Below are 25,695 nucleotides of genomic sequence, written 5' to 3'. Positions count from 1 at the left end.
CATGTCCCGGTTCACGCTCTCGCCCCGCGCGGCGCTCGTCGTCGCCGCTGTGGTGGTGGTCATCGCGCTGGTCGTCATCGTGCTCGGTGCGCGGGGGAGCGGTGCTGGTGGGGTGACGTCGGTGACGGGGGCGGCGTCGGCGGTTGCGTCTGTACCGGCAGGGGGTGGTGCTGGTGCTGGTGCTGGTGCTGCGTCGGCTTCGGGTCGTCCTCTTGGTCCGTCGGCGTCGGCGTCGGCGTCCGTGCCGCCGTCGGTCGTCGTGCACGTGCTCGGGGCCGTGGCGCACGCCGGGGTGGTCACGGTGCCCGGGGGCGGCCGGGTCACCGATGCGCTCGAGGCGGCGGGTGGGGCGTCCGGGGACGCGGACCTGGCTCGGCTCAACCTGGCACGGCCGCTCGTGGACGGGGAGCGGCTGTACGTGCCGCGGGTCGGTGAGGGCGACGTGCCGCAGGCGCTGGAGGCGGACGGTGGGGGCGCTGCTGGTGCTGCTGGGTCCGCTGGGGCTGGGGCTGGACCTGGTGCTGGGGCTGGGTCCGGTCCTGGGATGTCCGGCGCCGCGGCGTCGGACGTCGTCGACCTCAACACGGCCGACCAGGCCACGCTCGAGACCCTGCCCGGGATCGGTCCGGGGCTGGCGCAGCGGATCCTCGCGTGGCGGGACGAGCACGGGCGGTTCTCGGCGGTCGAGGACCTGCTCGACGTCAGCGGGATCGGGGACGGCCGCTTCGCCGAGCTGCAGGACCGGGTGCGCGTGTGAGCATCGCACCCGACCGAGCTGACCTGCGCATCGCTCTGCCCGTCGCCCTCGCCTGGGTGGTCGCCGCCGTGCTCGTCGGGTCGGCGTCGGTGGCATGGACGGTGGCAGCGGTCGCCGGCGTGGTGCTCCTCGTGGGGACCACCCTGCTGTGGGTCCGATCGCCCGGCGACCGGGTCCAGGCCGTGGTGGGGCTCGTGGTGACGACGGCCGCGTTCGTGTGCCTGGTCGCCGTCGCCGCCGCGGTCGGGGACGCTCGCCGGACCCCGGTGGCGGTGGAGGCCCTGGCCGGGCGGTCGGCGCACGTGACGGTGGTACTCGACCGCGACCTCACCGCGGCGGACCGCTCCGTCCTGGCGACCCTGCGCGCGGCCGGCACCACGACCGGGCTGGACGTGCCCGTCCGGGTCGTCCCCGCGGCGGACGACGACGCTCCCCGTCCGGGCACGCTCGGCGCCGGCACGACGCTGCTCGCGGGCGCAACGCTCGAACCCGACGAGCCCGGAGCCACCACGGCGTTCGTGGTGTTCCTCCGCGGGACGCCCGTCACCGAGCCGCCGACCGGGCTGCTCGCGCTGACGGACCACGCGCGCCAGGCCTTCGCCGCCGTGACCGCGGACCTGCCACAGCCCGGTGGCTCGTTGCTCCGCGGGCTGGCGATCGGTGACCGCAGCGGTCTGGACCCGGCGACCGAGGCAGCGATGGAGGCCAGCGCGCTGACCCACCTGACCGCGGTCTCGGGGTCGAACTGCGCGGTCATCGTGGCCCTCGTGGTGCTGCTCGGGCGTGCGGCGGGGCTCGGCCGTGGTGCTCGTGCGTCGCTGGCGGTGGTGCTCCTCGTCGGGTTCGTCGTGCTGGTCCGCCCGGATCCGTCGATCCTCCGCGCGAACGTCATGGCCGTCGTCGTGCTCGTCGTGCACCTGGCCGGTCGTCCGGTCCGGGGCGTGCCGCTCATCGCCGTCGCCGCGGTCGGGATGCTCGTCGTCGACCCGTGGTTCGCCCGGTCCTTCGCCTTCGGCCTCTCGGTGCTCGCGACCGCTGGCATCGTCGTGCTCGGGCCGCCGCTGACGGCGCTGCTCGCTCGGCGTTGCTGGACGCCGGTGGCCGCCGCCGTGGCTGTGCCGGTCGCCGCGCAGGTGGCGTGCTGGCCGCTGACGATCCCGCTCGCGCCCGCCCTGCCGACGTACGCGGTACCGGCCAACCTGCTGGCCGAGCCGTTCGCCCCCGTGGTCACGGTCATCGGGCTGCTGGCGTGCGTCCTGTCGCCGCTGTGGCCGGCCGCCGCGAGCGTCGTGGCGGCGGTCGCCTGGGCTCCCGCTGCCGTGATCGGGGTCATCGCCCACCTGGCTGCCGGGCTGCCTGTGGCATCGCTCCCGTGGCCAGCCGGAGTCGTCGGTGTGGTGGCGGCCGCGGTCGTCAGCGGGGCCGTCATCGCCGCGGTGCTCGCGCCCGCGGCCGCCCGGGTGCCGCTCGTGCTCGTCGCCACGGTGGTGACCGTCATCGGCCTGGCGACGACGCTCGTGCCGGCGGTCCTGACCCGCGCCGGGCTGCCGCGGAACTGGTCCGTGGCGATGTGCGACGTCGGGCAGGGGGACGCGGTCCTCCTGCGAGACGACGCGAGCACGGCGCTCATCGACGTCGGCGACGACCCCGCTCGGCTCCGGCGGTGCCTCGACCTGCTCGGCGTCGACCGGATCGACTTGCTCGTGCTGACGCACTACGACGAGGACCACGTCGGAGCGGTGGACGAGGTCGTGGCTGACGTGGACCTCGCGCTGGTCGGACCGCCAGCGCGGCCGGCCGACACCGGGGTGCTCCGACGGCTCACGGCCGCGGGGGTCGATGTCCGGCGCGCTGACGACGGCGTGCACGGGGTCCTCGGGCGCATGCCGTGGCGGGTGCTCTGGCCACGGGCGGGGGACCGGACGAGCGGCAACGACGCGAGCATCGTGCTGCGGACGGACCGACCCCCGGAGTGCCCGACGTGCCTGACCGGGGTGTTCCTCGGCGATCTCGACACCACGGCGCAACGGCGGCTGCGCGGGCCGGGCCCGACGTCGGCGGCGCTCGGGCCGGTCGACCTCGTGAAGGTGGCACACCACGGTTCAGCGGACCAGGACCCCACGCTCTACCGGGAGCTCGCGGCGCCGGTCGGCCTCATCGGCGTGGGCGCGGACAACACCTACGGACACCCGACCGAGCGCGCCCTCGACTTGCTCGCCGCAGCGGGCACGACGCCGTTCCGCACGGACCTGCAGGGGACGATCGTGGTCAGCGGGGGAGCCTCCGGCCCCGAGGTCTGGACGGAACGGCAGCTGCCGCGGAGCCCGTCGGGACCTCCGGTGGAACCATCATCTGCACCACCACGCGGCCCGTCCGCGTCGGGGGCGGCCCGTAGACTCGACCCCGTACCGTCGGAAGGACCGCATGCCCGCCAAGAAGCCCGCGCGCGCCGCCGCGAAGATCGACCAGGTCCCGTGGTCGAGCATCCGGCCCGCACCCGTCGTCCTCGTGACCGGCCCGGAGACCTTCCTCGCCGAGCGCGCCACCGGCATGCTCCGCGACCTGCTCGTCGGCGAGGACCCCGCGCTCGAGGTCCACGACCTCGAAGCCGACCAGTACGCGCCCGGGCTGCTGGCGACGCTCGCCAGCCCGTCGCTCTTCGGCGAGCCGCGGCTCGTGCGGGTCACCAACGTCGAGAAGTGCACCGATGCCTTCATCACGGAGACGATCTCGTACCTGGGCAACCCGGCCGACGACGTCACCCTCGTGCTGCGGCACGGGGGAGGGGTGCGCGGGAAGAAGCTCCTCGACACGATCCGCAGCGGCGTGGGCGGGGGGATCGAGGTCCAGTGCGACGAGCTCAAGCGGGAGACCGACCGCATCGACTTCGTGAACGCCGAGTTCCGCGCCGCCCGACGCAAGATCGCGCCCTCGGCCGTGCGCACGCTGGTCGCTGCGTTCGCCGACGACCTGGCCGAACTGGCCGCAGCGTGTCGACAGCTCCTGGCGGACGAGGCCCAGGAGATCACCGACCGCGTCGTCGACAAGTACTACGGCGGCCGCGTCGAGACCAATGCGTTCAAGGTCGCGGACATCGCGCTCGCGGGCCGGTCCGCACCGGCGATCGTCGAGCTGCGGCACGCCCTGGCGACGGGAGAGGCCCCCGTGCCGATCGTCGCCGCGTTCGCGAGCAAGATCCGGACCATGGCGAAGGTCAGTGCCTTCCGGGGCTCGAGCGGGCAGGCCGCGTCGGCGCTCGGCATGGCGCCGTGGCAGGTGCAGCGTGCGCAGCGCGACGTCGCCGGGTGGAGCGAGTCCGGCCTGGCGAACGCGATCATCAGCATCGCCGAGGCCGACACCGCGGTGAAGGGCGGCTCGCGCGACGCCCACTACGCGCTCGAGGTCATGGTCCGCACCATCGCCCGACGCGGCGAGCCCCGGTGAGCTGAGCCGAGCCTCCCGGCCGGCGGCGCACCATCGCCCGACGAGGCGAGCCCGGAGAGCTGAGCCGAGCCTCCAGGCCGACGCCGCACAACCGGTGTCGGCTCGAACCGCGGACTTCGGCGGCGTCAGCGGATCTCCGTTGTGCGACGCCAGCCGGAACCAGCCGCGCCGCCGCCGACGCCATCCGAAACCAGCCGTGCAGCCGTCCGCGCGTCAGCGCGCCCGCACGCCCCCGCCCCCGGGAACGACGAAGGCCCCGCACCGGGACGGTACGGGGCCTTTCGAGAGGATCAGACGCTCAGAGCGCGCTGACCTTCTTCGCGATGGCCGACTTGCGGTTCGCGGCCTGGTTCTTGTGGATGACGCCCTTGCTCACGGCCTTGTCGAGCTTCTTCGACGCGACGGCGAGAGCGGCGGTGGCCTTCTCCTTGTCGCCGGCGACGATGGCCTCGTTGGTGTGGCGGATGAACGTCTTCAGCTCGGACTTGTAGGCCTTGTTGCGCTCGGTGGCCTTGAGGTTGGTCTTGATGCGCTTCATCTGCGACTTGATGTTCGCCATGTGTTGCTCCTGCTTCGTCTCGGACGGGTGGTCGCGACCGCTGGGTAGAGGGGCCCTTGGTCGCATCGCGTTCCACCCGTGGGCGACGGAACGCGTAAGCCAGCAAGCCACATTACCAGGGTCAGGGGTGCGGATCAACGCGCACGACACGCCCCGAACCCGCGGAACCGCGCGGAACCACGCGGGCGTCACCGCACGGGGACACGCTCGCGTCACCACCCGGAAACACGTGGGGGTTACCGTGGCGGGCATGCCGTCCCTCGCACCTCGGATCGACACCGTCCCCGCCTCCGGCATCCGCCGCGTCTTCGAGCAGGCCGCGCTGCTGCAGGCCGACGGCGAGGACGTCACCATGCTCGTCATCGGCGAACCCGACGTCCCGGTGGCCACGCACATCGGCGACGCGGCCCGACGCGCCTGGTCCGAGGACCGCACCGGGTACACCCCGAACGGCGGCATCACGCCGCTGCGCCTGGCCGTGCAGGAGAAGCTCCGGCGCGAGAACCGCATCGAGGCCGACCTCGAGCAGATCTGGATGACGATCGGCGCGACGCAGGCGCTGTTCCAGGCGATGACCCTCGTGCTCAGCCCCGGCGACGAGGTCCTCGTGCCGGACCCCGGTTACACGACGTTCACGATGAACGCCCACATCATCGGCGCGACGCCGGTGCCGTACCGGCTCGGGCCGGAGCACGGGTTCGAGCCGGACCTCGACGCGCTCGCGGCGAGCGTGACCGAGCGGACCCGGGCCATCGTGGTCAACTCGCCGTCGAACCCGCTCGGCACGGTGTTCGGCGAGGCGACGCTCCGGCGGATCCTGGCGTTCGCGAAGGAGCACGACCTCTGGGTGGTCAGCGACGAGGTCTACGAGTACTTCACCTACGGCACCCGCCACGTCAGCCTGGCCGCGCTCGACGAGGACGACCGCGTGTTCACCGCCTTCTCGCTGAGCAAGACGTACGCGATGACCGGGGTCCGCGTCGGCTACCTCGTGACGCCGAAGGGCCTCGGGCCGACGATGCGCACGGTGCAGGAGTCGATGATCAGCTGCGTCGCCGAGCCCGACCAGTACGCAGCCCTCGCAGCGATCGTGGGGGACCACTCCGCCGTGCGCGACGCCCGCGAGCACTACCGCGCCAACCTCGAGGTCGCGACCGACGTCCTCGACGCCGCGGGCATCCGGTACAACGCCCCCGACGGCTCCTTCTACCTGTGGATCGACGTCGCGCACGCCACGCAGGGGGACGTGGCCGCGTGGGCGTTGGCCTTCCTGCAGCGGGAGCGCGTCGCCGTGGCACCGGGCAGCGCGTTCGGCCGCTCCGGCGAGGGCTGGATCCGCGTCTGCCTGGCGGCGACCCCGGAGGACCTCCGGCGCGGCCTGGGCGCACTGCCGGCCCCGGCGCACGCGGTCGTCTGAGTCGGACTGACCGTCGGACCCGGCCGGGAGGCTCGGTGCGGTCCCGCCACGCCTCGCACCGTGCGCGGTCCTCCCGCTGGTGCGAGGTTGGTCGCCCCGTGCGGGCGTCCAGCGCTGCACGGCGTGGTCAACCTCGCACCACGCGGCACTGCCGCGCGGCAGCGCGCGGCAGCAGCGCGCGGCAGCGCCGCGCGGCAGTGCCACCCGGCAGCACCACCCGCCAGCGCGCGCGGCAGCGCGCGCTGCCCGCACGCAACCGTGGGACAATCACCTGACCGTCCGACCCACCTGAGGAACCGTGAGCCCACAAGCATCCGCTCCGCTCGAGCCCGCCGCGACTCCGGCCGGCGCGATCCGCAACTTCTGCATCATCGCGCACATCGACCACGGCAAGTCCACGCTGGCCGACCGCATGCTGTCGATCACCGGCATCGTCGAGGACCGGGCCATGCGCGCGCAGTACCTCGACCGCATGGACATCGAGCGCGAGCGCGGCATCACGATCAAGTCACAGGCCGTCCGCATGCCGTGGGAGCTCGACGGTGAGACCTACGCGCTGAACATGATCGACACGCCCGGGCACGTCGACTTCTCGTACGAGGTCTCCCGTTCGCTCGCCGCGTGCGAGGGCGCCATCCTGCTCGTCGACGCCGCCCAGGGCATCGAGGCCCAGACGCTCGCGAACCTCTACCTGGCGCTCGAGAACGACCTGCAGATCATCCCGGTCCTCAACAAGATCGACCTGCCCGCCGCCGACCCCGACAAGTACGCCGCCGAGCTCGCGCAGCTCATCGGCGGCAAGCCCGAGGACGTCCTCCGCGTCTCGGGCAAGACCGGCGTCGGCGTGCCCGAGCTCCTCGACCTCGTCGTCCGGACGGTCCCCGCTCCCGTGGGCACGGTCGACGCCGCGCCCCGCGCGATGATCTTCGACTCGGTCTACGACAGCTACCGCGGCGTCGTGACGTACATCCGCATGATCGACGGCTCGATCGCTCCGCGCGAGAAGGTCCAGATGATGTCGACCAAGTCGACGCACGAGATCCTCGAGATCGGGGTGTCGAGCCCGGAGCCGATCCCCACGAAGGGCCTGTCCGTCGGCGAGGTCGGCTACCTCATCACCGGCGTCAAGGACGTCCGCCTGTCGAAGGTCGGCGACACCGTCACGAGTGCCCAGCGTCCGGCGACCGAGGCCCTGCCCGGCTACACGGACCCGAAGCCGATGGTGTTCTCGGGCCTGTACCCGATCGACGGCTCGGACTACCCGGACCTCCGCGAAGCGCTCGACAAGCTCAAGCTCTCCGACGCCGCGCTCGTCTACGAGCCGGAGACCTCCGTCGCGCTCGGCTTCGGGTTCCGCTGCGGCTTCCTCGGCCTGCTGCACCTCGAGATCATCACCGAGCGCCTGTCCCGCGAGTTCAACCTCGACCTCATCACCACCGCCCCGAGCGTGATCTACGAGGTCACGAACGAGGACAACACCGTCACCGAGGTCACGAACCCCTCCGAGTTCCCGACCGGCCGCATCGTCGAGGTCCGCGAGCCGATGGTCCGCGCCGCGATCCTGGCGCCCAAGGACTACGTCGGCGCGATCATGGAGCTGTGCCAGCAGCGCCGCGGCTCCCTGCTCGGCATGGAGTACCTCGGCGAGGACCGCGTCGAGATCCGCTACCAGATGCCCCTCGGCGAGATCGTCTTCGACTTCTTCGACCAGCTGAAGAGCAAGACGCAGGGCTACGCCAGCCTCGACTACGAGCCCGTCGGCGACCAGGCCGCCGACCTCGTCAAGGTCGACATCCTGCTGCAGGGCGACCAGGTCGACGCGTTCAGCGCGATCGTGCACCGCGACAAGGCGTACGCGTACGGCACGCTGATGACCGAGCGGCTCCGCAAGCTCATCCCACGGCAGCAGTTCGAGGTCCCGATCCAGGCCGCCATCGGCGCCCGGATCATCGCCCGCGAGAGCATCCGCGCGATGCGCAAGGACGTCCTCGCGAAGTGCTACGGCGGTGACATCACCCGCAAGCGCAAGCTCCTCGAGAAGCAGAAGGAGGGCAAGAAGCGCATGAAGACGATCGGCCGGGTCGAGGTCCCGCAAGAGGCCTTCATCGCGGCGCTCTCCGGCGACGTCGAAGAGAAGAAGAAGTAGGGCTCAGGCGCGGCCGCGCGCGCGGACCGCGCCCAGGACGATGGCCGGGAGGCTCGCCACGGCCAGTCCTGCCAGTGCGGTCCGCAGCAGCTCGAGTTCCGTCACGGCGGTGAAGTCGGTCCGGCCGCTCGCGACCGCCCCCGCGAGCACGGCCCCGAGCGCCATCGCGAGCGTGACGGCCCCGATGACGAGCGGCAGGCGTCGGCCGCGGTGGTGGAGCACGGCGGACACGAGCGTCGCGCCGAAGAGCAGCACGGCGGCACCGGCCAGGCTGGCACCGGCCACGGCGACGACGTTCACCGTGTCGAAGGCCGTCCACCCGCTCGGCGGCACCGTGGCGTACCGGGCCGGCGCGTCGAAGCCCGCGGTCGACGTGTCGACCAGCACCCGGGCGGCAGCGGCCACGCCGAAGCACACGAGCGTCGCCGTGGCGACGAGTCGGGTGCGTCGGTCGACGGATCGACGGGGGAGGGCACTGGAGCGGGGCACCTGCCCAACGGTAGATGCATACGCAACGACTTGCAGCCTCCAGTTCGGGGTGCCTGTCCGGAACCGCACGCCGGTCTCCCCACGTGACCCCGCGCGGTCCGGTCCGTCGGCCAGGCCCAGTACGATGGCTGGATGAGCAGCCGCGGAGGGTACCTGACCGCCCTGACCTACGGAGCGGTCGGTGCGACACAGGCGCCGGACCTCATGACCTACCCGCCGGAGGGCTTCACCCCGGCTGAGTCCCGGGCCCGCATCGGGCACGGCGACCAGCGGTTCGACACCGCGGTGACCCAGGCCCTGACCTGGCAGATCCAGGAGCGCAGCGGCATGGGAGTCCGGGTGGACGACGCGCCCGACGACGACGACGTCCGCTACAACCCCGTGACGTTCGACGAGCAGGGCGTGCCGATCGCGCCGGCCTCCATCGGGACGCCGCGGGTCGAGCACTTCGCGCCGGACGGCACCCCGCTCGTGACCGCCGGCACGACGGCCGTGCTGACGATGCACGCGTTCGGTCGGTCGGTGCAGGCGCCCGTGCGGGTCGTGTCGATCATCGACGAGCCCGACCGCAAGGGCTTCGCGTACGGCACGCTCGAAGGCCACCCGCTCTCGGGCGAGGAGTCCTTCGTCGTGGAGCGCACCGCGGACGGCTCGGTGTGGCTGCAGGTCCGCCAGTTCTCGCAGCCGGCCAGTGCGAAGTGGCGCTTCGTGGCACCACTGCTCCGCCGACAGCAGCGGGTGATGGCCGAGAAGTACCTGGCGGCGCTGCGCGGGGACTGACCCTCGGCCGTCGGCTGCCAGGTCGGGTCGGACGCGCGCGTCACTCGTGGCGCAGCGGGGGCAGGGCGGCGATGGCGTCCTCGATGAGTGCTGCGTCGACGACGCAGTCCCGGGCGATCGCCACCGCGTTCGTGTGGCGGAGTGCCTCGACGTCGTAGACGCCCGTCGCGACCGCGAGGAACGGGATGCCCACGGCGTCGGCCGCTTCGCCGTCCCGCGGGGTGTCGCCGACGATGACCGCGCGCGTGCCGGCGAGGTCCTCCGCGGCGAGGGCGGTGACCCCGGCGCGTTCCACTTCCTCGTCCCCGAAGTACGAGTGGTCCCAGTCGAAGGCGTCCACGGCGAACCCGGCACCGGCGAGCTTGACGCGGGCGCGGTAGGCGGAGTTGCCGGTGAGCAGGCCGTTCCGCCAGCCGATCGCCGCGAAGCGCGTGACCAGGGCGAGGGCACCGGGTGCGGCGGTGCGGTGTTCGCCGGCACGGTGCCGTTCCTCGGACAGGTCGCGGAGGTGCGCCGTCACGGTCGGGATGACGTCGACGCCGAGGTCGTGGGCGCGGACGTGCTCGGCGATGATGCCGGCGTCGGTGCGCCCGTGCTGGTGGCCGACGAGCAGGGGGAGGTCACGGCCCGTCGCGCGCTCGAGCGCCAGGTGGTACAGGTTGCCGGGCGAGGTGGCGTTCCGGACGAGGGTGCCGTCGATGTCCCACAGCACTGTGGTCGGGACCGGGTGGTGCTCCATGGCTCCATCATGACGGAGAATGGAGTCCATGCCGAGTGCTCTCCCGATCGCTGACCCGGCTCCCGCCGACGGGCTGCTCACGCCGGCGGCCGGCGCGGGTGACGTCCCCTTCGGGGTCTACGTGCACGTGCCCTTCTGCCGGGTGCGCTGCGGCTACTGCGACTTCAACACGTACACGGCGTCCGAGCTGCGGGGCGTCCGTCGTGACGACTACGCCGGCCACGCGGAGCGCGAGATCGAGTGGGCGGCGTCGGTCCTCGACCGCTCGGGCGTGCCGCGACGTCCGGTGTCGACCGTGTTCTTCGGCGGTGGCACCCCGACGATGCTGCCGGCGAGCGACCTCGTGATGATCCTCCGCGCGATCGACGACACCTGGGGCATCCTGCCGGGGGCCGAGGTCACGACCGAGGCCAACCCGGACTCCGTCGACGCGTCCTCGCTCGAGACGCTCCGTGCCGGCGGCTTCAACCGGATGAGCTTCGGCATGCAGTCGGCGGTGCCGCACGTGCTCGCCACGCTCGACCGCACCCACGACCCGGAGCGCGTGCCGATCGTCGTCGACCTCGCGAAGCAGCTCGGCCTCGACGTCTCGCTCGACCTCATCTACTCGACGCCGGGGGAGTCCCTCGCCGACTGGCGCACCTCGCTCGACGCCGCGCTGGCGTGCGAGCCCGACCACGTGTCCGCGTACTCGCTCATCGTCGAGGACGGCACCGCCATGGGCCGCGCGGTGTCCCGCGGCGAGCTGCCCGCCCCGGACGACGACCTCGCCGCCGACATGTACGAGCTCGCGGACCAGGTGCTCGGCGACGCCGGCTACCGCTGGTACGAGGTCTCGAACTGGGCCCGCGGCGACGAGCACGTCAGCCGGCACAACCTGTCCTACTGGAAGGGCCACGACTGGTGGGGCGTCGGCCCCGGCGCGCACTCGAGCGTCGCCGGCACCCGCTGGTGGAACGTCAAGCACCCGGCTGCGTACGCGGGCCGCGTCCTGCAGGACGTGTCCCCGGCCGCCGGACGCGAGACGCTCGACGACGAGACCCGCTACGTCGAGCGCGTGCTGCTCGCCGCGCGCGTCCGTGGGGAGCTCACGACCCAGGAACTCCGCCAGGAGGCCCGTGGCCGGGTCGCCGGGCTCATCGCACGTGGTCTCGTGGACGGCCGCAGTGCCCTGGCCCGTCCCGGTACGCCTGGTCGCCTCGACCTGACGCTGCAGGGCCGGCTGCTCGCGGACGCGGTGGTGCGCGAGCTGCTCGACTAGGCCTTCACGAACTCGATCGTCAGCGGGTAGCGGTAGAAGCGCCCCTGGTTGGCGGCGATCGCGGCCAGGATGCCGAAGACGACGACGAGCACGCCGATGATCGGCAGCAGCACGAAGCCGACGAGCAGCACCGTCGTCGCCGTCGCGACCGCGCTCGCGATCGTGGCGGTGATGTGGAAGTTCAACGCCTGGCGCGTGTGCTCGCGGACGAAGCCGCCGCGGTCGCGCAGCACCAGGTAGGCGACGAGGGGCACGACGACGGTGAACAGGATGCCGCCGACGTGGGTGAGCGTCGCCCAGAGGCGCTGGTCCTCGGGCGTGAGCGGCTGCGGCGGCTGGTACTGCGGGCCGCCGGGCTGCTGCCCGAAGCCCTGCGGGTGGGGCTGGTGGGCGTAGTCGCCGGGGCGGGGCTGTCCGGGGCCTGCGGAGCCGTCCTGCTCGTGTCCGTAGCTCATGGCGGCAGCGTAGCGACCGGCCCCCGGAGAAGTCCGAGCGTGTCGGTGTGCAGGCGTAGGATCAGCACTCGACACGTCCGAGTGCCAGCACGCGTGGAAGGGGTCCCGGTGGTCAGTGAACGTTCCCTCGAGGTCCTCAAGGCCATCGTGCGCGACTACGTGTCGTCCCGCGAGCCCGTCGGGTCGAAGTCCATCGTCGACCGCCACGCCTTCGGGGTCAGCGCCGCGACGATCCGCAACGACATGGCCCTGCTCGAGGACGAGCAGCTCATCATCGCCCCGCACACCTCGTCCGGCCGGGTGCCGACGGACAAGGGCTACCGCGTCTTCGTCGACCACCTCGCCGCCGCAAGACCGCTCTCGAGCGCCCAGCGGCACGCCATCGAGACCTTCCTCGGTGCGTCGAACGACCTCGACGACGTCCTCAGACGCACCGTCCGGCTGCTCAGCCAGCTGACGAACCAGGTCGCCCTGGTGCAGTACCCGTCGATGGTGCGCGCCCGGCTGCAGCACGTCGAACTGGTCCGCCTCGGCGACACCCGCCTGATGGTCGTGCTCATCACCGACACCGCCCGGGTCGAGCAGCGCGTGGTGGAGACCGACGTCCACCTCGACGAGTCCGCGCTGGTCGAACTCCGCTCGGTCCTCAACGGCGCGACCGTCGGGCTGCCGCTGCAGGACGTCCCCACGGCGCTCCGGGCGATCCCCGCGCAGATCCGCCCCGACTCGCAGACCCTGGCGGGCGTGGTCGTCGCGACGCTCATCGAGCAGGTCGCCGCCAACCGGCAGGACCGCCTGCTGATGGCCGGTGCCGCCAACCTCGCCAAGAGCGAGCAGGACTTCTCCGGCGGGCTCTTCCCCGTGCTGGAGGCCATCGAGGAACAGGTGACCCTGCTCCGGTTGTTCGGGGAGATGCAGCTGGACGACGTCTCCGTGACGGCGCGCATCGGCGTCGAGAACGCGGAGTACGGCCTCGACGCCACGAGCATCGTGGCCGGCGGGTACGTCGCCGCCGGCGGCGAGGTCGCCCGGCTGGGCGTGCTCGGCCCGACGCGCATGGACTACGGCTCGAACATGGCAGCGGTCCGGGCGGTCGCCCGGTACCTCTCCAGGCTCCTCGGCGAGAATTGACGACCCCCATCATCCGACCCACCGACGAACACAACTGAGGGATACGTGGCAGACCACTACGACGTCCTCGGTGTCCCGCGCGACGCGGCCGACACCGACATCAAGAAGGCGTACCGCCGACTCGCGCGGGAACTCCACCCGGACGTGAACCCGAGCCCTGACGCCGCCGAACGCTTCAAGGACGTCACGCACGCGTACGACGTGCTGAGCGACCCCGAGCAGCGGCGCCGCTACGACGCCGGCCCCGCTGACAGCCCCTTCGGCGGCGGTGGTGCAGCGGGCTTCAGCGACATCTTCGACGCCTTCTTCGGCGGTGGTGCCGGCGGCGGCCGTGGCAGCGGTCCCCGCAGCCGTGCCGAGCGTGGGCAGGACGCCCTGCTGCGCATCGACGTCGACCTCGACGAGGTCGTCTTCGGCACGCACAAGGACGTCGAGGTCGACACCGCGGTGGTCTGCGAGACCTGCGGCGGCTCGTGCTGCGCGCCGGGCACCAGCCCGCGCACGTGTGACATCTGCGGCGGCTCCGGCTCCATCCAGCGCCAGGTCCGGTCGCTCCTCGGCAACGTCGTGACGAGCGCGCCGTGCGGCACCTGCCGCGGCCACGGCACCGTCATCCCGAACCCCTGCCCGACGTGCCAGGGCCAGGGTCGCGTCCGCGCCCGTCGCACCATCCCGGTCGACATCCCCGCCGGCGTTGACTCCGGTCTGCGCCTCCAGATGCCCGGTCAGGGCGAGGTCGGCCCGGCCGGCGGCCCGTCCGGCGACCTGTTCCTCGAGGTCCGGGTCCACCACCACGACGTCTTCAGCCGCGACGGCGACGACCTGCTCGCCACCCTCGAGGTCCCGATGACCGACGCGATCCTCGGCACCACGACGACGATCGACGGGCTCGACGGCCCCGTCGAGCTCGAGGTCCGGCCCGGCGTGCAGAGCGCCGACGTCCTCGTCATCAAGGACCGCGGCATCACGAAGCTCCGTGGCAGCGGGCGCGGCGACCTCCGGGTCGGTGTGCAGGTCGTGACCCCGACCAAGCTCTCGCACAAGGAGCGCCAGCTCGTCGAGCAGCTCGCGAAGTCGCACAAGTCCGCGGCGCCGCAGCTCGCACGGTTCCAGCAGGGCATGTTCGGCAAGCTGCGCGACCGCTTCTTCAACTTCTGATGGCGTCGCTCTACCTGGTGGAGTCCCTCGACGGCGTGACCGTCGGGGGCTCCGTCGCGCTCGACGGCGCCGAGGGCCGTCACGCGGTCACGGTGTCGCGGGTGCGGGTCGGGGAGACGCTCCGCCTCAGTGACGGTCGGGGCACCGTCGTGCTCGGACCGGTCGAGTCGCTCGGTCGGGACGCCCTCGTGCTGCGCGTGGCGTCCGTGGTGGTCGAGGAACCCCCGTCCCCGTCGCTGACCCTCGTCCAGGCCCTCGCGAAGGGCGGACGTGACGAGATGGCGGTGCAGGCCGCGACCGAGATCGGCGTCGACCGCGTGGTCCCGTGGTCGGCCGCACGCAGCGTCTCCCGGTGGGACGGCGCCAAGGTCGAGAAGGGCCGAGCCCGGTGGGCCGCCATCGCGCACGAGGCCGCCAAGCAGGCGATCCGGTCGCGCGTGCCCGCGGTGGACCTGCCGATGACGACCGCGCAGCTCGCGGCAGCGTCGTCGGACGGCGTCGTGCTCGTGCTGCTCGACCCCACCGCGACCGAGCGGCTCGCCACGTGGGAGCCCCCGGCCGACGCCACCGAGATCGCCCTGGTCGTCGGGCCCGAGGGCGGCATCGACGGCTCCGAGCTCGACCGCCTCGAGGCCGCCGGTGCGGTGCGGGTCCGGCTCGGCGACACCGTGCTGCGGACGTCCACCGCTGGTCCCGCGGCACTGGCGGTCCTGCAGGCGCGTCTCGGCCGGTGGTGACCGCCTCGCGCAGCACCGTCGCACCGGGACGGCCCGGCGTCGGTCGGGCGTCCTACGATGGGGCCATGAGCAGCATCTTCTCGAAGATCATCGCGCGCGACGTCCCGGCGACCATCGTGGCCGAGGACGACCGCGTCATCGCGTTCGAGGACATCGCCCCGAAGGCCCCGGTCCACGTCCTCGTGGTCCCGAAGACCGAGCAGTACCGCAACGTCACCGAGCTCGCGGCCGGTGACCCGGACCTCCTGGCGCACGTCGTCGCGACGGCCCAGCGCATCGCGGACGAGCGCTCCGACGGGCAGTACCGGCTCGTCTTCAACACCGGCGAGACCGTCGGACAGACCGTGTTCCACGTGCACGCACACGTACTCGCAGGCGACCTGCAGGAAGGCACCCTTGCCAGCTGACGACACCGCACCCACCGAGACCGAAGCCGTCTCGGAACTCGCCGTCGACGGGATCGCGATGGTCCAGCTCCTCGGCCCCCAGGACCGGCTGCTGAAGACCGTCGAACGCCAGTACCCCGGCGTCCGCGTGCTCGTCCGCGGCAACCAGGTCACCCTGACCGGCCCGGAGCGCGACGTCGCCCGTGCCCGCGCGCTCGTCGACGAGCTCGTGGACATGGTCAAGCGCGGCCAGGACATCGGCCAGTCGGACATCCCCACGTCCGCCCGCATCATCGACGAGGCCCGCAGCCCCGCGGACGTGTACGGCACGCCGATCGTGGCGAGCCGCGGCAAGTCCGTGCGCCCGAAGACGGACGGCCAGCGCCGGTACGTCGACGCCATCGACGAGAACACGATCACGTTCGGCATCGGCCCCGCCGGCACCGGCAAGACGTACCTGGCGATGGCCAAGGCCGTCCAGGCGCTGCAGCGGCGCGAGGTCACCCGCATCATCCTGACCCGTCCCGCGGTGGAGGCCGGCGAGCGGCTCGGGTTCCTGCCCGGCACGCTGACGGACAAGATCGACCCGTACCTCCGCCCGCTGTACGACGCGCTCAACGAGATGATGGACCCCGAGCTGGTCCCGAAGCTCCTGGCCGCCGGCACCGTCGAGGTCGCCCCGCTCGCGTACATGCGCGGTCGGACGCTGAACGACTCGTTCGTCGTGCTCGACGAGGCCCAGAACACCACACCCGAGCAGATGAAGATGTTCCTCACCCGGCTCGGCTTCGGGTCGCGGATGGTCATCACGGGCGACATCACCCAGGTCGACCTGCCGGGCAACGTCTCCGGCCTGCGGCTCGTCACGCAGATCCTGTCCGAGGTCGAGGACATCCACTTCGCCCGGCTCGGCAGCGAGGACGTGGTCCGCCACACCCTGGTCGGTCGGATCGTCGACGCCTACACCGTGTACGACGAGCAGCGGCTCGTCGAGCAGGCCGAGCGTCGACAGTCCGGCTCCCGACCGCACGACGACGCCAGAGGAGGCGCCAGGTGAGCATCGAGCTCAACAACGAGTCCGGTGTCGCGGTGGACGACGACGCCATCCAGCGTCTCGCCGCGTTCGCGCTGGACGCCATGCACGTGCACGCCGACGCGGAACTCGCCGTGGTGCTCGTCGACGAGGGCGCGATGGAGCAGCTGCACATCCGGTGGATGGACGAGCCGGGACCCACCGACGTCCTGAGCTTCCCGATGGACGAGCTCCGTCCGGGCACCGAGGACGAGCCCACCCCGGCCGGGCTCCTCGGCGACATCGTGCTCTGCCCGCAGGTGGCCGAGGCCCAGGCGAAGACCGCCGGGCACTCCACCACCGACGAGCTCCTGCTGCTGACGTGCCACGGCATCCTGCACCTGTTGGGCTTCGACCACGCGGAGCCCGACGAGAAGGCCGAGATGTTCGGGCTGCAGGGGGAGATCCTCACCGGGTTCGCCGCACAGCGCCGAGGGCGGTGACGGCAGTGCTCCTCGTCGCCGCCCTGCTCGCGGTGGCGTTCGTGCTCGTGGTCCTCGGCGGGCTGCTCGCGTCCGCCGACGCCGCGCTGGCCGTGTCGTCCCGCGCCGACCTCGACGAGATCGCCAAGGGCCACAAGCGCCGCCGGGCGATCGAGGCCATCGCCGACGACGTCGGAGCGCACGTCAACGCGCTGAACTTCTTCCGGGTGCTCGCCGAGACCGCCGCGGCCGTGCTGGTCACGATCGCCCTGTTCAGCGTGCTCGACACCTGGTGGCTGGCGCTCATCGTGTCCGCCGCCATCATGACGGCCGTGTCGTTCGTCCTGGTCGGCTCGAGCCCCCGCAGCGTCGGACGAGCCCACCCGGAGCAGCTCGTCGGCCTGACCGGCGGGCTCATCCACGCCGTGCGCATCGTGCTCGGGCCGCTCGCCGGTCTCCTCGTCGTCATCGGCGACCGGGTCACCCCGGGGCGGAACGGCAGCACGTCGAGCGTCTCCAGCGAGGAGCAGCTGCTGTCCCTCGTCGACGAGGCCACCGAGAGCAACGTCCTCGAGGCCGACGACCGTGAACTCATCCACTCGGTCTTCGAGTTCAGCGACACCCTGGTGCGCGAGGTCATGGTGCCCCGGACCGACATGGTCACCGCGGACGCCGCCGACTCCCTGTCCGCGGTCATGGAGCAGTTCCTCGCCGCCGGGGTGTCCCGGATGCCGGTCACCGGGCGCGACAGCGACGACGTCCTCGGTGTCGTCTACCTGCGTGACCTCGCTCGTGCGCTGTACGAGAGCAAGAACGCGGGTGGCCGCCCCGTCACGTCCCTGCTGCGCGTGGCCGAGTTCGTGCCGGAGTCGAAGCACGCCGACGACACGCTCCGCCACATGCAGGCCGCGAAGAACCACCTGGTCCTCGTCGTCGACGAGTACGGCGGGGTCGCCGGGCTCGTCACGATGGAGGACCTCATCGAGGAGCTCGTCGGCGACATCTCCGACGAGTACGACCGCACGGTGGTCGACCGCGTCGACCTCGGTGACGGCGTCTGGCGGGTCTCCGCCCGGATGCCGATCGACGACCTCGGCGACCTGTTCGGCATCGACCTCGACGACGACGACGTCGACACCGCCGGGGGCCTGCTCACCAAGGAGCTCGGTCATCTCGCCACCGCGGGGGAGTCCGTGACCGTGTCCGGGGTCGTCCTGACCGCCGACCGGGTCGAGGGCAAGCGCCGCCACCTCATCTCCGTGCTCGCCGAGCGCACCGACGCCCTCGAGCGCGTCGAGCAGGCGTTCGACGGCTTCGCATCCACCACGACGGGAACCCCCTCAGCATGAGCGACACCGACGACGGCGCCACCGAGCGCCCCATCACCTACCGAGCCGGCTTCGTCTCGTTCGTCGGACGGCCCAACGTGGGCAAGTCCACGCTGACCAACGCGCTCGTCGGCGAGAAGGTCGCGATCACGTCGTCGAAGCCCCAGACGACACGACGAGCCATCCGCGGCATCGTGCACCGTCCCGACGGGCAGGTCATCATCGTCGACACCCCCGGCGTGCACCGCCCGCGCACGCTCCTCGGCGAGCGGCTCAACGACCTGGTGCAGTCCACGCTCGGCGACGTCGACGTCATCGGGTTCTGCGTGCCCGCGAACGAACCGATCGGGCCGGGCGACCGCTTCATCAACGAGACGCTCGACCACTTCCCCCGCGCCAAGAAGGTCGCGATCGTCACGAAGGTCGACCGAGCCGGCAAGGAGAAGATCGCGCAGCAGCTCCTGGCCGTGTCGGCGCTCCGCGAGTGGGACGCCATCGTGCCGACCTCCGGTACCGAGGGCACCCAGCTCGACGCCCTGCTCATGGAGATCACCAAGCTGATGCCCGAGTCGCCGGCGCTCTACGGCGCGGACGCGATCACCGAGGAGACGAACGAGGAGCGCATCTCCGAGCTCATCCGCGAAGCCGCACTCGAGGGCGTCCGCGACGAGCTCCCGCACTCGCTCGCCGTGCTCATCGAGGACATGGTCGAACCGGACCCGGACGACGACCCCAACGGGCCGCTGCGGATCTTCGCCAACCTGTTCGTCGAGCGGGACAGCCAGAAGTCGATCGTCATCGGACACAAGGGCGAGCGGCTGAAGGACGTCGGCATCCGCGCACGCGCCGAGATCGAGTCGCTGCTCGGCGGTCGACACGTGTACCTCAACATCCGGGTGAAGGTCGCCAAGGAGTGGCAGCGCGACCCCAAGCAGCTCGGGCGCCTGGGCTTCTGACGACATGACCTCGGGGCACCAGCGTCCCGGGATCATCCCGGCGTCGGACGCGAGCGCCAGCGCTCCGGAATACCGTGGGCGGATGTTCCGTCCGATGCTCCGGTCCCAGGTGGTCGTCGACCTCCTCGTCGCCGCCGTGTTCGGGGCGCTCGTGCTGCTCCAGAGCCGGTACGACGCCGACTTCTGGCAGATCGCCGTCGCGACCGTGCTGTTCGCGGCCGCCGTCGCGTTGCGCCGTGCGTCCCCGGCTCTCGCGCTCACGATCGCCTGGGTCGCCGCGATCGTGCAGATGACCGGAGGTCAGTACCCCGGTGCCCAGGACATCGGGATCAGCGCGGTGGTCTACGCCACCGGCGCGTACGGCAGCCGCCGTGTCCGGATCGCCGGTCTCGTCAGTGCCCTCGTCGGGTCGGTGACCGCTGGCCTCTACATCGGCCTCCGCGACTACGCCAGCAATGGCGCCGGCGTCTACTCCACCCAGGACCTGGCCACCCGGATCGGTCTCTACGTGCTGGTCGGGGTCGCGCTGCTCCTGCTGCCGTGGATCGGTGGTGTGCTGCGCCGTTCGCGGCAGGTCGCACAGCTCAGTCGCGAGGCCCAGCTCCTCGCGCAGCGGGACGCCGCGCGGGCCGACCGCGCCGTCGCCGTCGAGCAGGAACGCGTCCGCATCGCCCGCGACATGCACGACATCGTCGCGCACTCGCTCGCGGTGGTGATCGCGCAGGCCGACGGCGCCAGGTACGCCTCGAAGGCCGACCCCGCCGTCGCGGACCAGGCGCTCGGCACGATCTCGAGCACGGCCAGGCGCGCGCTCGGTGACGTGCGGGAGCTCCTCGGTGCGCTCCGGCACGAGCAGGGCACCACGCCGACGCCGGACGTCGACGACATCGAGCGGCTCGTCGACGAGATGCGCGAGGTCGGCCTCGAGGTCGACGTGGAACGGAGCGGTGACCCGAGCACCCTGCCGACGAGCACGCAGCTCGCGGTCTACCGGATCGTCCAGGAGAGCCTGACGAACGCCTACAAGCACGGCGAACGCGGCACCCCGGTCCACGCCTCGCTGACCTACCGGCCCGACACGGTCGAGATCGACGTCGTGAACCGGCGTTCCGACGACGGCCGCGCCGGGCCGGGCACCGGCCACGGGCTGGTGGGGATGCGGGAGCGTGCCACCATGTCCGGAGGCACGATGACCGCGGGCCCGCGCGGGCAGGACTTCGCGGTCGCCGTCCGCATGCCAGCACATCCCGCCACCGGGCAGATGCCCCGCGGACTCTTCACCTCGACGGACCAGGAGCGCACCGCGCCATGACCGAGACCCCGATCCGCGTCGCCCTCGTGGACGACCAGGCGCTCTTCCGCACCGGCATCCGGATGCTCATCGACTCCCAGGCGGACCTGCAGTTCGTCGGGGAGGCCGGCAACGGCGCGGAGGGCGTCGAGCTCGTCCGCCAGGGCCGTCCCGACGTCGTGCTCATGGACGTCCGCATGCCGGTGATGGACGGCATCACGGCCACCGCCCACATCGTCGAGAACTCGGGAACGGACGGCGCGAAGGTGCTCGTGCTCACGACGTTCGACTTCGACGAGGCCGCGGCGAAGGCCATCCGCGCCGGGGCGAGCGGCTTCGTGCTGAAGGACGCCGACCCCGAGTTCCTGCTCGCCGCGATCCGCACCGTGCACGCGGGCACGGCGGTCTTCGCGGCCTCGGCGACGCGGGAGCTCCTGCGGCGCTACGACGACACCGCCGAGCGCGCCGCGAACGTGCCTGCCGCGGTCCACGACCTCACGCCGCGCGAACGGGAGATCTTCGACCTCGCGGCGCGCGGGTTCAGCAACAGCGAGATCGCACAGCACGAGTTCGTGAGCGAAGCGACGGTGAAGACCCACATCTCGCGGGTGCTCAGCAAGCTCGGCCTGCGCGACCGGGTTCGCCTGGTCGTGTTCGCCCACGAACACGGGCTCGTCGCGAAGGACTGACCCTCGCGCCGACCAGCTCGCGGACGTCATCCCACAGGATGAGTCCTCGACCGGGAAGTGCACCGAGCGGTCCATCCACAGGAGCCGACCGGCGGACGCGGGGCGCGCCTCCTGGGCGTCATCGTTGGAGCATGACCACCAGCCACGCTCCCATCATCCGACTCGACCACGTCTCCAAGCACTTCGGGGACGCGGCTCGCCGCGTCACCGCTCTCGACGACGTCAGCGTCGACATCGGTGCGGGGGAGTTCACCGCGGTGATGGGCCCGTCCGGCTCCGGCAAGTCCACGCTCATGCACGTCGCGGCGGGACTCGACGCGGTGTCGACCGGCCGCATCCAGATCGACGGCGTCGACATCACGGGTCTCGGCGACAAGGACCTGACCGAACTCCGGCGACGCCGGCTCGGCTTCGTCTTCCAGTCGTTCAACCTGGTGCCGACGCTCGACGTCAGCGAGAACATCCGGCTGCCGTTCCTGCTCGGTGGTCACAAGACGTCGGCCGAGGAGAACGCCTGGATCGACCGGCTCGTCGACCAGCTCGGGCTGGGCAACCGGCTCTCGCACCGTCCGCATCAGCTGTCCGGTGGGCAGCAGCAGCGTGTCGCGATCGCCCGCGCACTCGCGTCCCGTCCCGCCGTGGTCGTCGCCGACGAGCCGACGGGCGCGCTCGACTCGCGGACGGGCCGTGACGTCCTCGCGATCCTCCGCGGCGCCGTGGCCGAGTGGGGCCAGAGCGTCGTCATGGTGACCCACGACCCGGTTGCCGCGGCCAACGCGGACCGCATCCTGTTCCTGGCCGACGGACGCATCGTGGCCGACCGGCCCGCGATGAGCGCCGCCGACATCTCCACCACGATGCTGGGGATGGAGGCCGCCGCGTGAACACCGTCCGCGACTTCTCGCCCACCATCCTCGTCGCCGCCCTCGGCACCACGTTCGGGTCGGCACTCGTCATCGCGCCGGGCATCGTGACCGAGGCCCTCGGGGCCGTCGGGCTGTCCGACGCGGCCTCGGTCAAGTCGATCCTCGACGTCGTCGGGTGGCTCTTCCTCGGCATCGCGCTGTACGTCGGCGCGATCGTCACCGCCAACACGTGCGCGACGCTCATCGCCGGGCAGACCCGCGTCATCGCGCTGCAGCGGCTCGTCGGCGCGACCGGTGCCACCCTCCGCTCGCGCATCACCCGCGCCGGCCTGGTCGTCGGCCTCATCGGGGGGCTGATCGGTGCCGTCGTCGGCACCGGGCTGTCGGCGCTGTTCGTCGCGGTGCTGCGCGGCAACGGGTTCCTGCCGGACACCTCCTACACCCTCGTGCCGTGGCAGCTCGTGCTCCCGGTGGTCGCCGTGGTGCTCGCGACCTGGGGTGCGTTCGCCGTCGGGTCACGTCGCGTGCTGACCGTCACGCCGCTGCAGGCCCTGTCCTCCGTCGTCGAGCCGAGTCACGACGACGTCAAGTCCGGTCTCGCCCGCAAGGTCTGGGCGATCCTGCTCATGGCCGGCGGCGGTGCCCTCATGCTGCTCGGCCTCGTCCTGAGCGCCAGCACGCCGATGGCCGTGTTCCCCGCGGCGCTCGGTGGGTTCATCTCGTTCGCCGGGGTCGCTGTCGGTGCCACGCTCGTGATGCCGCCGGTCCTGTCCCTCATCGGGCGGATCGGGGCGAAGGACCCGGTCGTGCTCCTCGCTGGGCGGAACGCGCTCCGTGCACCCGGGCGGGCGTCCCGCGCGACCATCGGCCTCGTCATCGGGGTCACGCTGCTCGTCACGTTCGCCGTCGCCCTCGGCATGATGCAGCACCTGCTCGAGGAACAGGTCCGCGCGCAGTTCGGTGGCGGCGGCAAGGAGCAGGTCCAGCAGCTGCAGGACGTCTTCGTGCAGGTCAACGGCGTGGTCAGCGTCATCGTCGGGTTCTCGGCCGTGATCGCCGCGGTCGGGGTCGTCAACGCCCTCGCGCTCGGGGTGCTGCAGCGGCGTCGGGAGCTCGGGCTCCTGCGTGTGCTCGGCCTCACCGGCGCCCAGGTCCGCAGGATGATCGTCACCGAGGCCGTTCAGATGGTGGTCGCAGCCGTCGTCACCGGCCTGGTCCTCGGCACGGTCTACGGCTGGGTCGGCGGACAGACGCTGCTCGGCTCCCTGGGGTCGCCCGGAGCCCCGGTGCTGCCGCCGCTGACGGTCGGCATCGTGGTCGTCGGAGCGCTCGTCCTCGCGGTGGCCGCCACCGTCGCGCCGGTCCGCCGCGCGATGCGGGTGCCGCCGACGGAGGCCCTCGCGGTCGACTGACGCAGGACGGTGCGCGGCCGGCTGCAGCCCGCTGCGCCGCGGGTCCGTGCAGCGCCGCCCCGCCGCCCCGGGCGCCTCGCTGTCACACGGGGGACGTGCGGTGCTACGGTGAAGGCGATGTACTCGGCGCTCCTCCTCCTTCGCTGCCGCGACGAGGCCTGACTCAACGGCCCACCTCGTCGCGGAGTCCGTCGTGGCCGCACACACGCGAGTGCTGATGACCAGCGCAACGACGAAAGCGACGAAACGATGCAGAACACGCAGCGCCCCTCCGGGATGCCGATCCACAAGTACGTCCCCTTCCACGAGCAGATCGCCGTCGATCTCCCGGACCGCACCTGGCCGACGAAGCGCATCGAGAAGGCCCCCCGCTGGTGTGCCGTCGACCTGCGAGACGGCAACCAGGCACTCATCGACCCGATGGACGCCGAACGCAAGCGCGCGATGTTCGACCTGCTGGTCGGCATGGGCTACAAGGAGATCGAGGTCGGGTTCCCGAGCGCCTCGCAGACGGACTTCGACTTCGTCCGCAGCCTGATCGACGAGGGCGCGATCCCCGACGACGTCACGATCCAGGTGCTGACCCAGGCGCGCGAGCACCTCATCCAGCGCACGTACGAGGCGATCGACGGCGCCAAGCAGGCCATCGTGCACCTCTACAACTCGACGTCGATCGTGCAGCGCGAGGTCGTGTTCCGCACCGACGTCCAGGGCGTCGTGGACATCGCCGTCGCCGGCGCGAAGCTGTGCAAGGCCGCCGAGGCCACGCTGCAGCACGACACGACGGTCTACTACGAGTACTCGCCGGAGTCCTACACGGGCACCGAGCTCGAGGTCGCGCTGCAGATCTGCAACGCCGTGCTCGAGGTCTTCGAGCCCACCCCGGACCGCAAGGTGATCATCAACCTGCCCGCGACGGTCGAGATGGCGACGCCGAACGTGTACGCCGACTCGATCGAGTGGATGTCCCGCCGCCTGGCGCACCGCGAGGACGTCATCCTCTCGCTGCACCCGCACAACGACCGTGGCACCGCCGTCGCCGCCGCCGAGCTCGGCTACCTGGCCGGAGCGGACCGCATCGAGGGCTGCCTGTTCGGCAACGGGGAGCGCACCGGCAACGTCGACCTGGTCGCCCTCGGCATGAACCTGTTCACGCAGGGCATCGACCCGGAGATCTCCTTCTCGGACATCGACCAGGTCAAGCGCACCGTCGAGTATTGCAACCAGTTGCCCGTGCCGGAGCGCCAGCCGTGGGCCGGTGACCTCGTCTACACGGCCTTCAGCGGCTCGCACCAGGACGCCATCAACAAGGGCTTCGACGCGATGAAGGCCAAGGCCGCTGTCGCTGGCAAGTCCATCGACGAGGTCGAGTGGGCCGTTCCCTACCTGCCCGTCGATCCGAAGGACATCGGCCGGTCGTACGAGGCCGTCATCCGCGTGAACTCCCAGTCGGGCAAGGGCGGCGTCGCGTACCTGCTCAAGACCGACCACGCGATCGACCTGCCTCGCAAGCTGCAGATCGAGTTCTCCGGCGTCGTGCAGCAGCGCACCGACACCGAGGGCGGCGAGTTCAGCTCGGACAAGATCTGGGACCTGTTCCGCGACGAGTACCTGCCGGCACCCGTCGACGAGGACAAGTGGGGCCGCTACGAGATCACGAAGACGGCGACCTCGAGCGACTTCGACGGCACCACGAACCTGTCGGTCGCGATGCGCGTCGACGACGGCAACGTCACCGCCGAGGCCGTCGGCACCGGTCCGATCGACGCCTTCCTCACCGTGATGCGGGAGCAGGGCGTCGCCGTCACGCTGTACGACTACTCGGAGCACACCATGAGCGCCTCGGGCGACGCGAAGGCGGCCTCGTACGTCGAGCTCGACGTCGACGGCGTCCGGCTGTGGGGCGTCGGCATCGACGCCGACATCGCGACCGCGTCGCTCAAGGCGATCGTCTCCGCGGTGAACCGCGCGGTCCGCGCGGGCGCGGCCTCCGGCGCGACGTCGCCGGAGCTCGTCACCGCCTAACACCGCACCGCTGCGCGGTCCGAGGGAACTTGGGTCCGCGGTGAGATCGCACTTCGTGTCGCCTCGCGACGCGAGGACCCGACACGAAGTGCGATCTCAGCGGTCCGGGGCGCCAGTTGACGCGACCACGGCCGGGAGGCGCGGTGCGGGTCCGACCCGCACCGCGCCTCCCGGC

General features: G+C 71.8%; 23 protein-coding genes and 1 pseudogene. 20 read left to right on the top strand and 4 right to left on the bottom strand.

What is annotated here, in order from left to right:
- Window position 1: 1 nt before the first annotated feature.
- The 3 genes and pseudogenes from BIU98_RS11715 (at window position 2) to holA (ending at window position 4,201) form a co-directional block, all read left to right on the top strand.
- Window positions 2–757 (top strand): helix-hairpin-helix domain-containing protein, encoded by a 756-nt coding sequence (locus BIU98_RS11715; RefSeq protein ID WP_071276047.1) that lies wholly within the window; start codon window positions 2–4, stop codon window positions 755–757.
- Window positions 652–2,541, top strand: a pseudogene (locus BIU98_RS20060) (ComEC/Rec2 family competence protein); the annotation flags it as partial. The gene BIU98_RS11715 and the pseudogene BIU98_RS20060, both read left to right, overlap by 106 nt.
- Window positions 2,542–3,181: 640 nt before the next feature.
- Window positions 3,182–4,201 (top strand): DNA polymerase III subunit delta, encoded by a 1,020-nt coding sequence (gene holA, locus BIU98_RS11705; protein ID WP_071276043.1) that lies wholly within the window; start codon window positions 3,182–3,184, stop codon window positions 4,199–4,201.
- Window positions 4,202–4,499: 298 nt separating this feature from the next.
- Here holA and rpsT read toward each other — a convergent pair whose 3' ends face one another.
- Window positions 4,500–4,760, bottom strand: a complete 261-nt coding sequence (rpsT, locus tag BIU98_RS11700) for a 30S ribosomal protein S20 (protein ID WP_071276041.1) — start codon at window positions 4,758–4,760, stop codon at window positions 4,500–4,502.
- A gap of 250 nt (window positions 4,761–5,010) precedes the next feature.
- Here rpsT and BIU98_RS11695 point away from each other — a divergent pair, with 250 nt between their 5' ends.
- Window positions 5,011–6,177 (top strand): pyridoxal phosphate-dependent aminotransferase, encoded by a 1,167-nt coding sequence (locus BIU98_RS11695; protein ID WP_071276039.1) that lies wholly within the window; start codon window positions 5,011–5,013, stop codon window positions 6,175–6,177.
- A gap of 298 nt (window positions 6,178–6,475) precedes the next feature.
- Window positions 6,476–8,323, top strand: coding sequence for a translation elongation factor 4 (gene lepA, locus BIU98_RS11690; protein WP_071276037.1), 1,848 nt, complete (start codon window positions 6,476–6,478; stop codon window positions 8,321–8,323).
- 3 nt (window positions 8,324–8,326) lie between these two features.
- Here lepA and BIU98_RS11685 read toward each other — a convergent pair whose 3' ends face one another.
- On the bottom strand, window positions 8,327–8,812 hold the full coding sequence (locus BIU98_RS11685; protein ID WP_071276035.1) for a hypothetical protein: 486 nt from the start codon (window positions 8,810–8,812) through the stop codon (window positions 8,327–8,329).
- Between the two features lie 132 nt (window positions 8,813–8,944).
- On the opposite strand from BIU98_RS11685, the gene BIU98_RS11680 reads away from it, so the two are divergent.
- Window positions 8,945–9,592, top strand: coding sequence for a DUF1990 family protein (locus tag BIU98_RS11680; protein ID WP_071276033.1), 648 nt, complete (start codon window positions 8,945–8,947; stop codon window positions 9,590–9,592).
- 40 nt (window positions 9,593–9,632) lie between these two features.
- On the opposite strand, the gene BIU98_RS11675 is transcribed toward BIU98_RS11680, so the two are convergent.
- Window positions 9,633–10,331 (bottom strand): HAD family hydrolase, encoded by a 699-nt coding sequence (locus BIU98_RS11675; RefSeq protein WP_071276031.1) that lies wholly within the window; start codon window positions 10,329–10,331, stop codon window positions 9,633–9,635.
- A gap of 28 nt (window positions 10,332–10,359) precedes the next feature.
- On the opposite strand from BIU98_RS11675, the gene hemW reads away from it, so the two are divergent.
- Window positions 10,360–11,592 (top strand): radical SAM family heme chaperone HemW, encoded by a 1,233-nt coding sequence (hemW, locus tag BIU98_RS11670; protein ID WP_071276517.1) that lies wholly within the window; start codon window positions 10,360–10,362, stop codon window positions 11,590–11,592.
- Here the strand turns inward: hemW and BIU98_RS18535 are convergent.
- The gene (locus BIU98_RS18535; protein WP_083393185.1) at window positions 11,589–12,047 is read right to left on the bottom strand and encodes a DUF4870 domain-containing protein; all 459 of its coding nucleotides are present in this window, start codon (window positions 12,045–12,047) and stop codon (window positions 11,589–11,591) included. The genes hemW and BIU98_RS18535 overlap by 4 nt on opposite strands.
- A gap of 108 nt (window positions 12,048–12,155) precedes the next feature.
- On the opposite strand from BIU98_RS18535, the gene hrcA reads away from it, so the two are divergent.
- The 13 genes from hrcA to leuA all read left to right on the top strand — a co-directional run bounded on the left by hrcA (window position 12,156) and on the right by leuA (window position 25,520).
- Window positions 12,156–13,178 (top strand): heat-inducible transcriptional repressor HrcA, encoded by a 1,023-nt coding sequence (gene hrcA / locus BIU98_RS11660; RefSeq protein WP_071276029.1) that lies wholly within the window; start codon window positions 12,156–12,158, stop codon window positions 13,176–13,178.
- 45 nt (window positions 13,179–13,223) lie between these two features.
- The gene (gene dnaJ, locus BIU98_RS11655; protein ID WP_071276027.1) at window positions 13,224–14,336 is read left to right on the top strand and encodes a molecular chaperone DnaJ; all 1,113 of its coding nucleotides are present in this window, start codon (window positions 13,224–13,226) and stop codon (window positions 14,334–14,336) included.
- Window positions 14,336–15,073, top strand: coding sequence for a 16S rRNA (uracil(1498)-N(3))-methyltransferase (locus tag BIU98_RS11650; protein WP_071276025.1), 738 nt, complete (start codon window positions 14,336–14,338; stop codon window positions 15,071–15,073). Before dnaJ ends, BIU98_RS11650 begins: the two co-directional genes overlap by 1 nt.
- Before the next feature lie 65 nt (window positions 15,074–15,138).
- Entirely contained in the window at window positions 15,139–15,480 is a 342-nt protein-coding gene (locus tag BIU98_RS11645) for a histidine triad nucleotide-binding protein (RefSeq protein WP_071276513.1), read from the top strand.
- 58 nt (window positions 15,481–15,538) lie between these two features.
- On the top strand, window positions 15,539–16,516 hold the full coding sequence (locus tag BIU98_RS11640) for a PhoH family protein (protein ID WP_083393221.1): 978 nt from the start codon (window positions 15,539–15,541) through the stop codon (window positions 16,514–16,516).
- The gene (ybeY, locus tag BIU98_RS11635; RefSeq protein WP_071276021.1) at window positions 16,513–16,974 is read left to right on the top strand and encodes an rRNA maturation RNase YbeY; all 462 of its coding nucleotides are present in this window, start codon (window positions 16,513–16,515) and stop codon (window positions 16,972–16,974) included. The genes BIU98_RS11640 and ybeY overlap by 4 nt, the downstream gene beginning before the upstream one ends.
- Window positions 16,971–18,302 carry a hemolysin family protein gene (locus BIU98_RS11630; protein WP_071276019.1) on the top strand — a complete coding sequence of 444 codons (1,332 nt, stop codon included), beginning with the start codon at window positions 16,971–16,973 and terminating at the stop codon, window positions 18,300–18,302. Before ybeY ends, BIU98_RS11630 begins: the two co-directional genes overlap by 4 nt.
- A complete protein-coding gene (gene era, locus BIU98_RS11625; RefSeq protein WP_071276017.1) occupies window positions 18,299–19,237 on the top strand; it encodes a GTPase Era in 939 nt (312 codons plus the stop codon). Before BIU98_RS11630 ends, era begins: the two co-directional genes overlap by 4 nt.
- An 82-nt stretch (window positions 19,238–19,319) precedes the next feature.
- Complete coding sequence (locus tag BIU98_RS11620) at window positions 19,320–20,549, top strand: sensor histidine kinase (RefSeq protein ID WP_071276015.1); 1,230 nt, start codon at window positions 19,320–19,322, stop codon at window positions 20,547–20,549.
- Complete coding sequence (locus tag BIU98_RS11615; RefSeq protein ID WP_071276013.1) at window positions 20,546–21,217, top strand: response regulator transcription factor; 672 nt, start codon at window positions 20,546–20,548, stop codon at window positions 21,215–21,217. The genes BIU98_RS11620 and BIU98_RS11615 overlap by 4 nt, the downstream gene beginning before the upstream one ends.
- A 131-nt stretch (window positions 21,218–21,348) precedes the next feature.
- Window positions 21,349–22,101: an ABC transporter ATP-binding protein gene (locus BIU98_RS11610; RefSeq protein WP_071276011.1), complete on the top strand. Its 753-nt coding sequence runs from the start codon at window positions 21,349–21,351 to the stop codon at window positions 22,099–22,101.
- A complete protein-coding gene (locus BIU98_RS11605; RefSeq protein WP_071276009.1) occupies window positions 22,098–23,495 on the top strand; it encodes an ABC transporter permease in 1,398 nt (465 codons plus the stop codon). Before BIU98_RS11610 ends, BIU98_RS11605 begins: the two co-directional genes overlap by 4 nt.
- A gap of 249 nt (window positions 23,496–23,744) precedes the next feature.
- On the top strand, window positions 23,745–25,520 hold the full coding sequence (leuA, locus tag BIU98_RS11600; RefSeq protein WP_071276007.1) for a 2-isopropylmalate synthase: 1,776 nt from the start codon (window positions 23,745–23,747) through the stop codon (window positions 25,518–25,520).
- Window positions 25,521–25,695: the final 175 nt, after the last annotated feature.

The sequence above is a fragment of the Curtobacterium sp. MMLR14_010 genome, assembly GCF_001865015.1.
In the GTDB taxonomy this organism is placed as follows: Bacteria; Actinomycetota; Actinomycetes; order Actinomycetales; family Microbacteriaceae; genus Curtobacterium.
The sequence above is the reverse complement of the archived record's forward strand: the minus strand, read 5'-3'. Positions and strand labels throughout refer to the sequence as shown.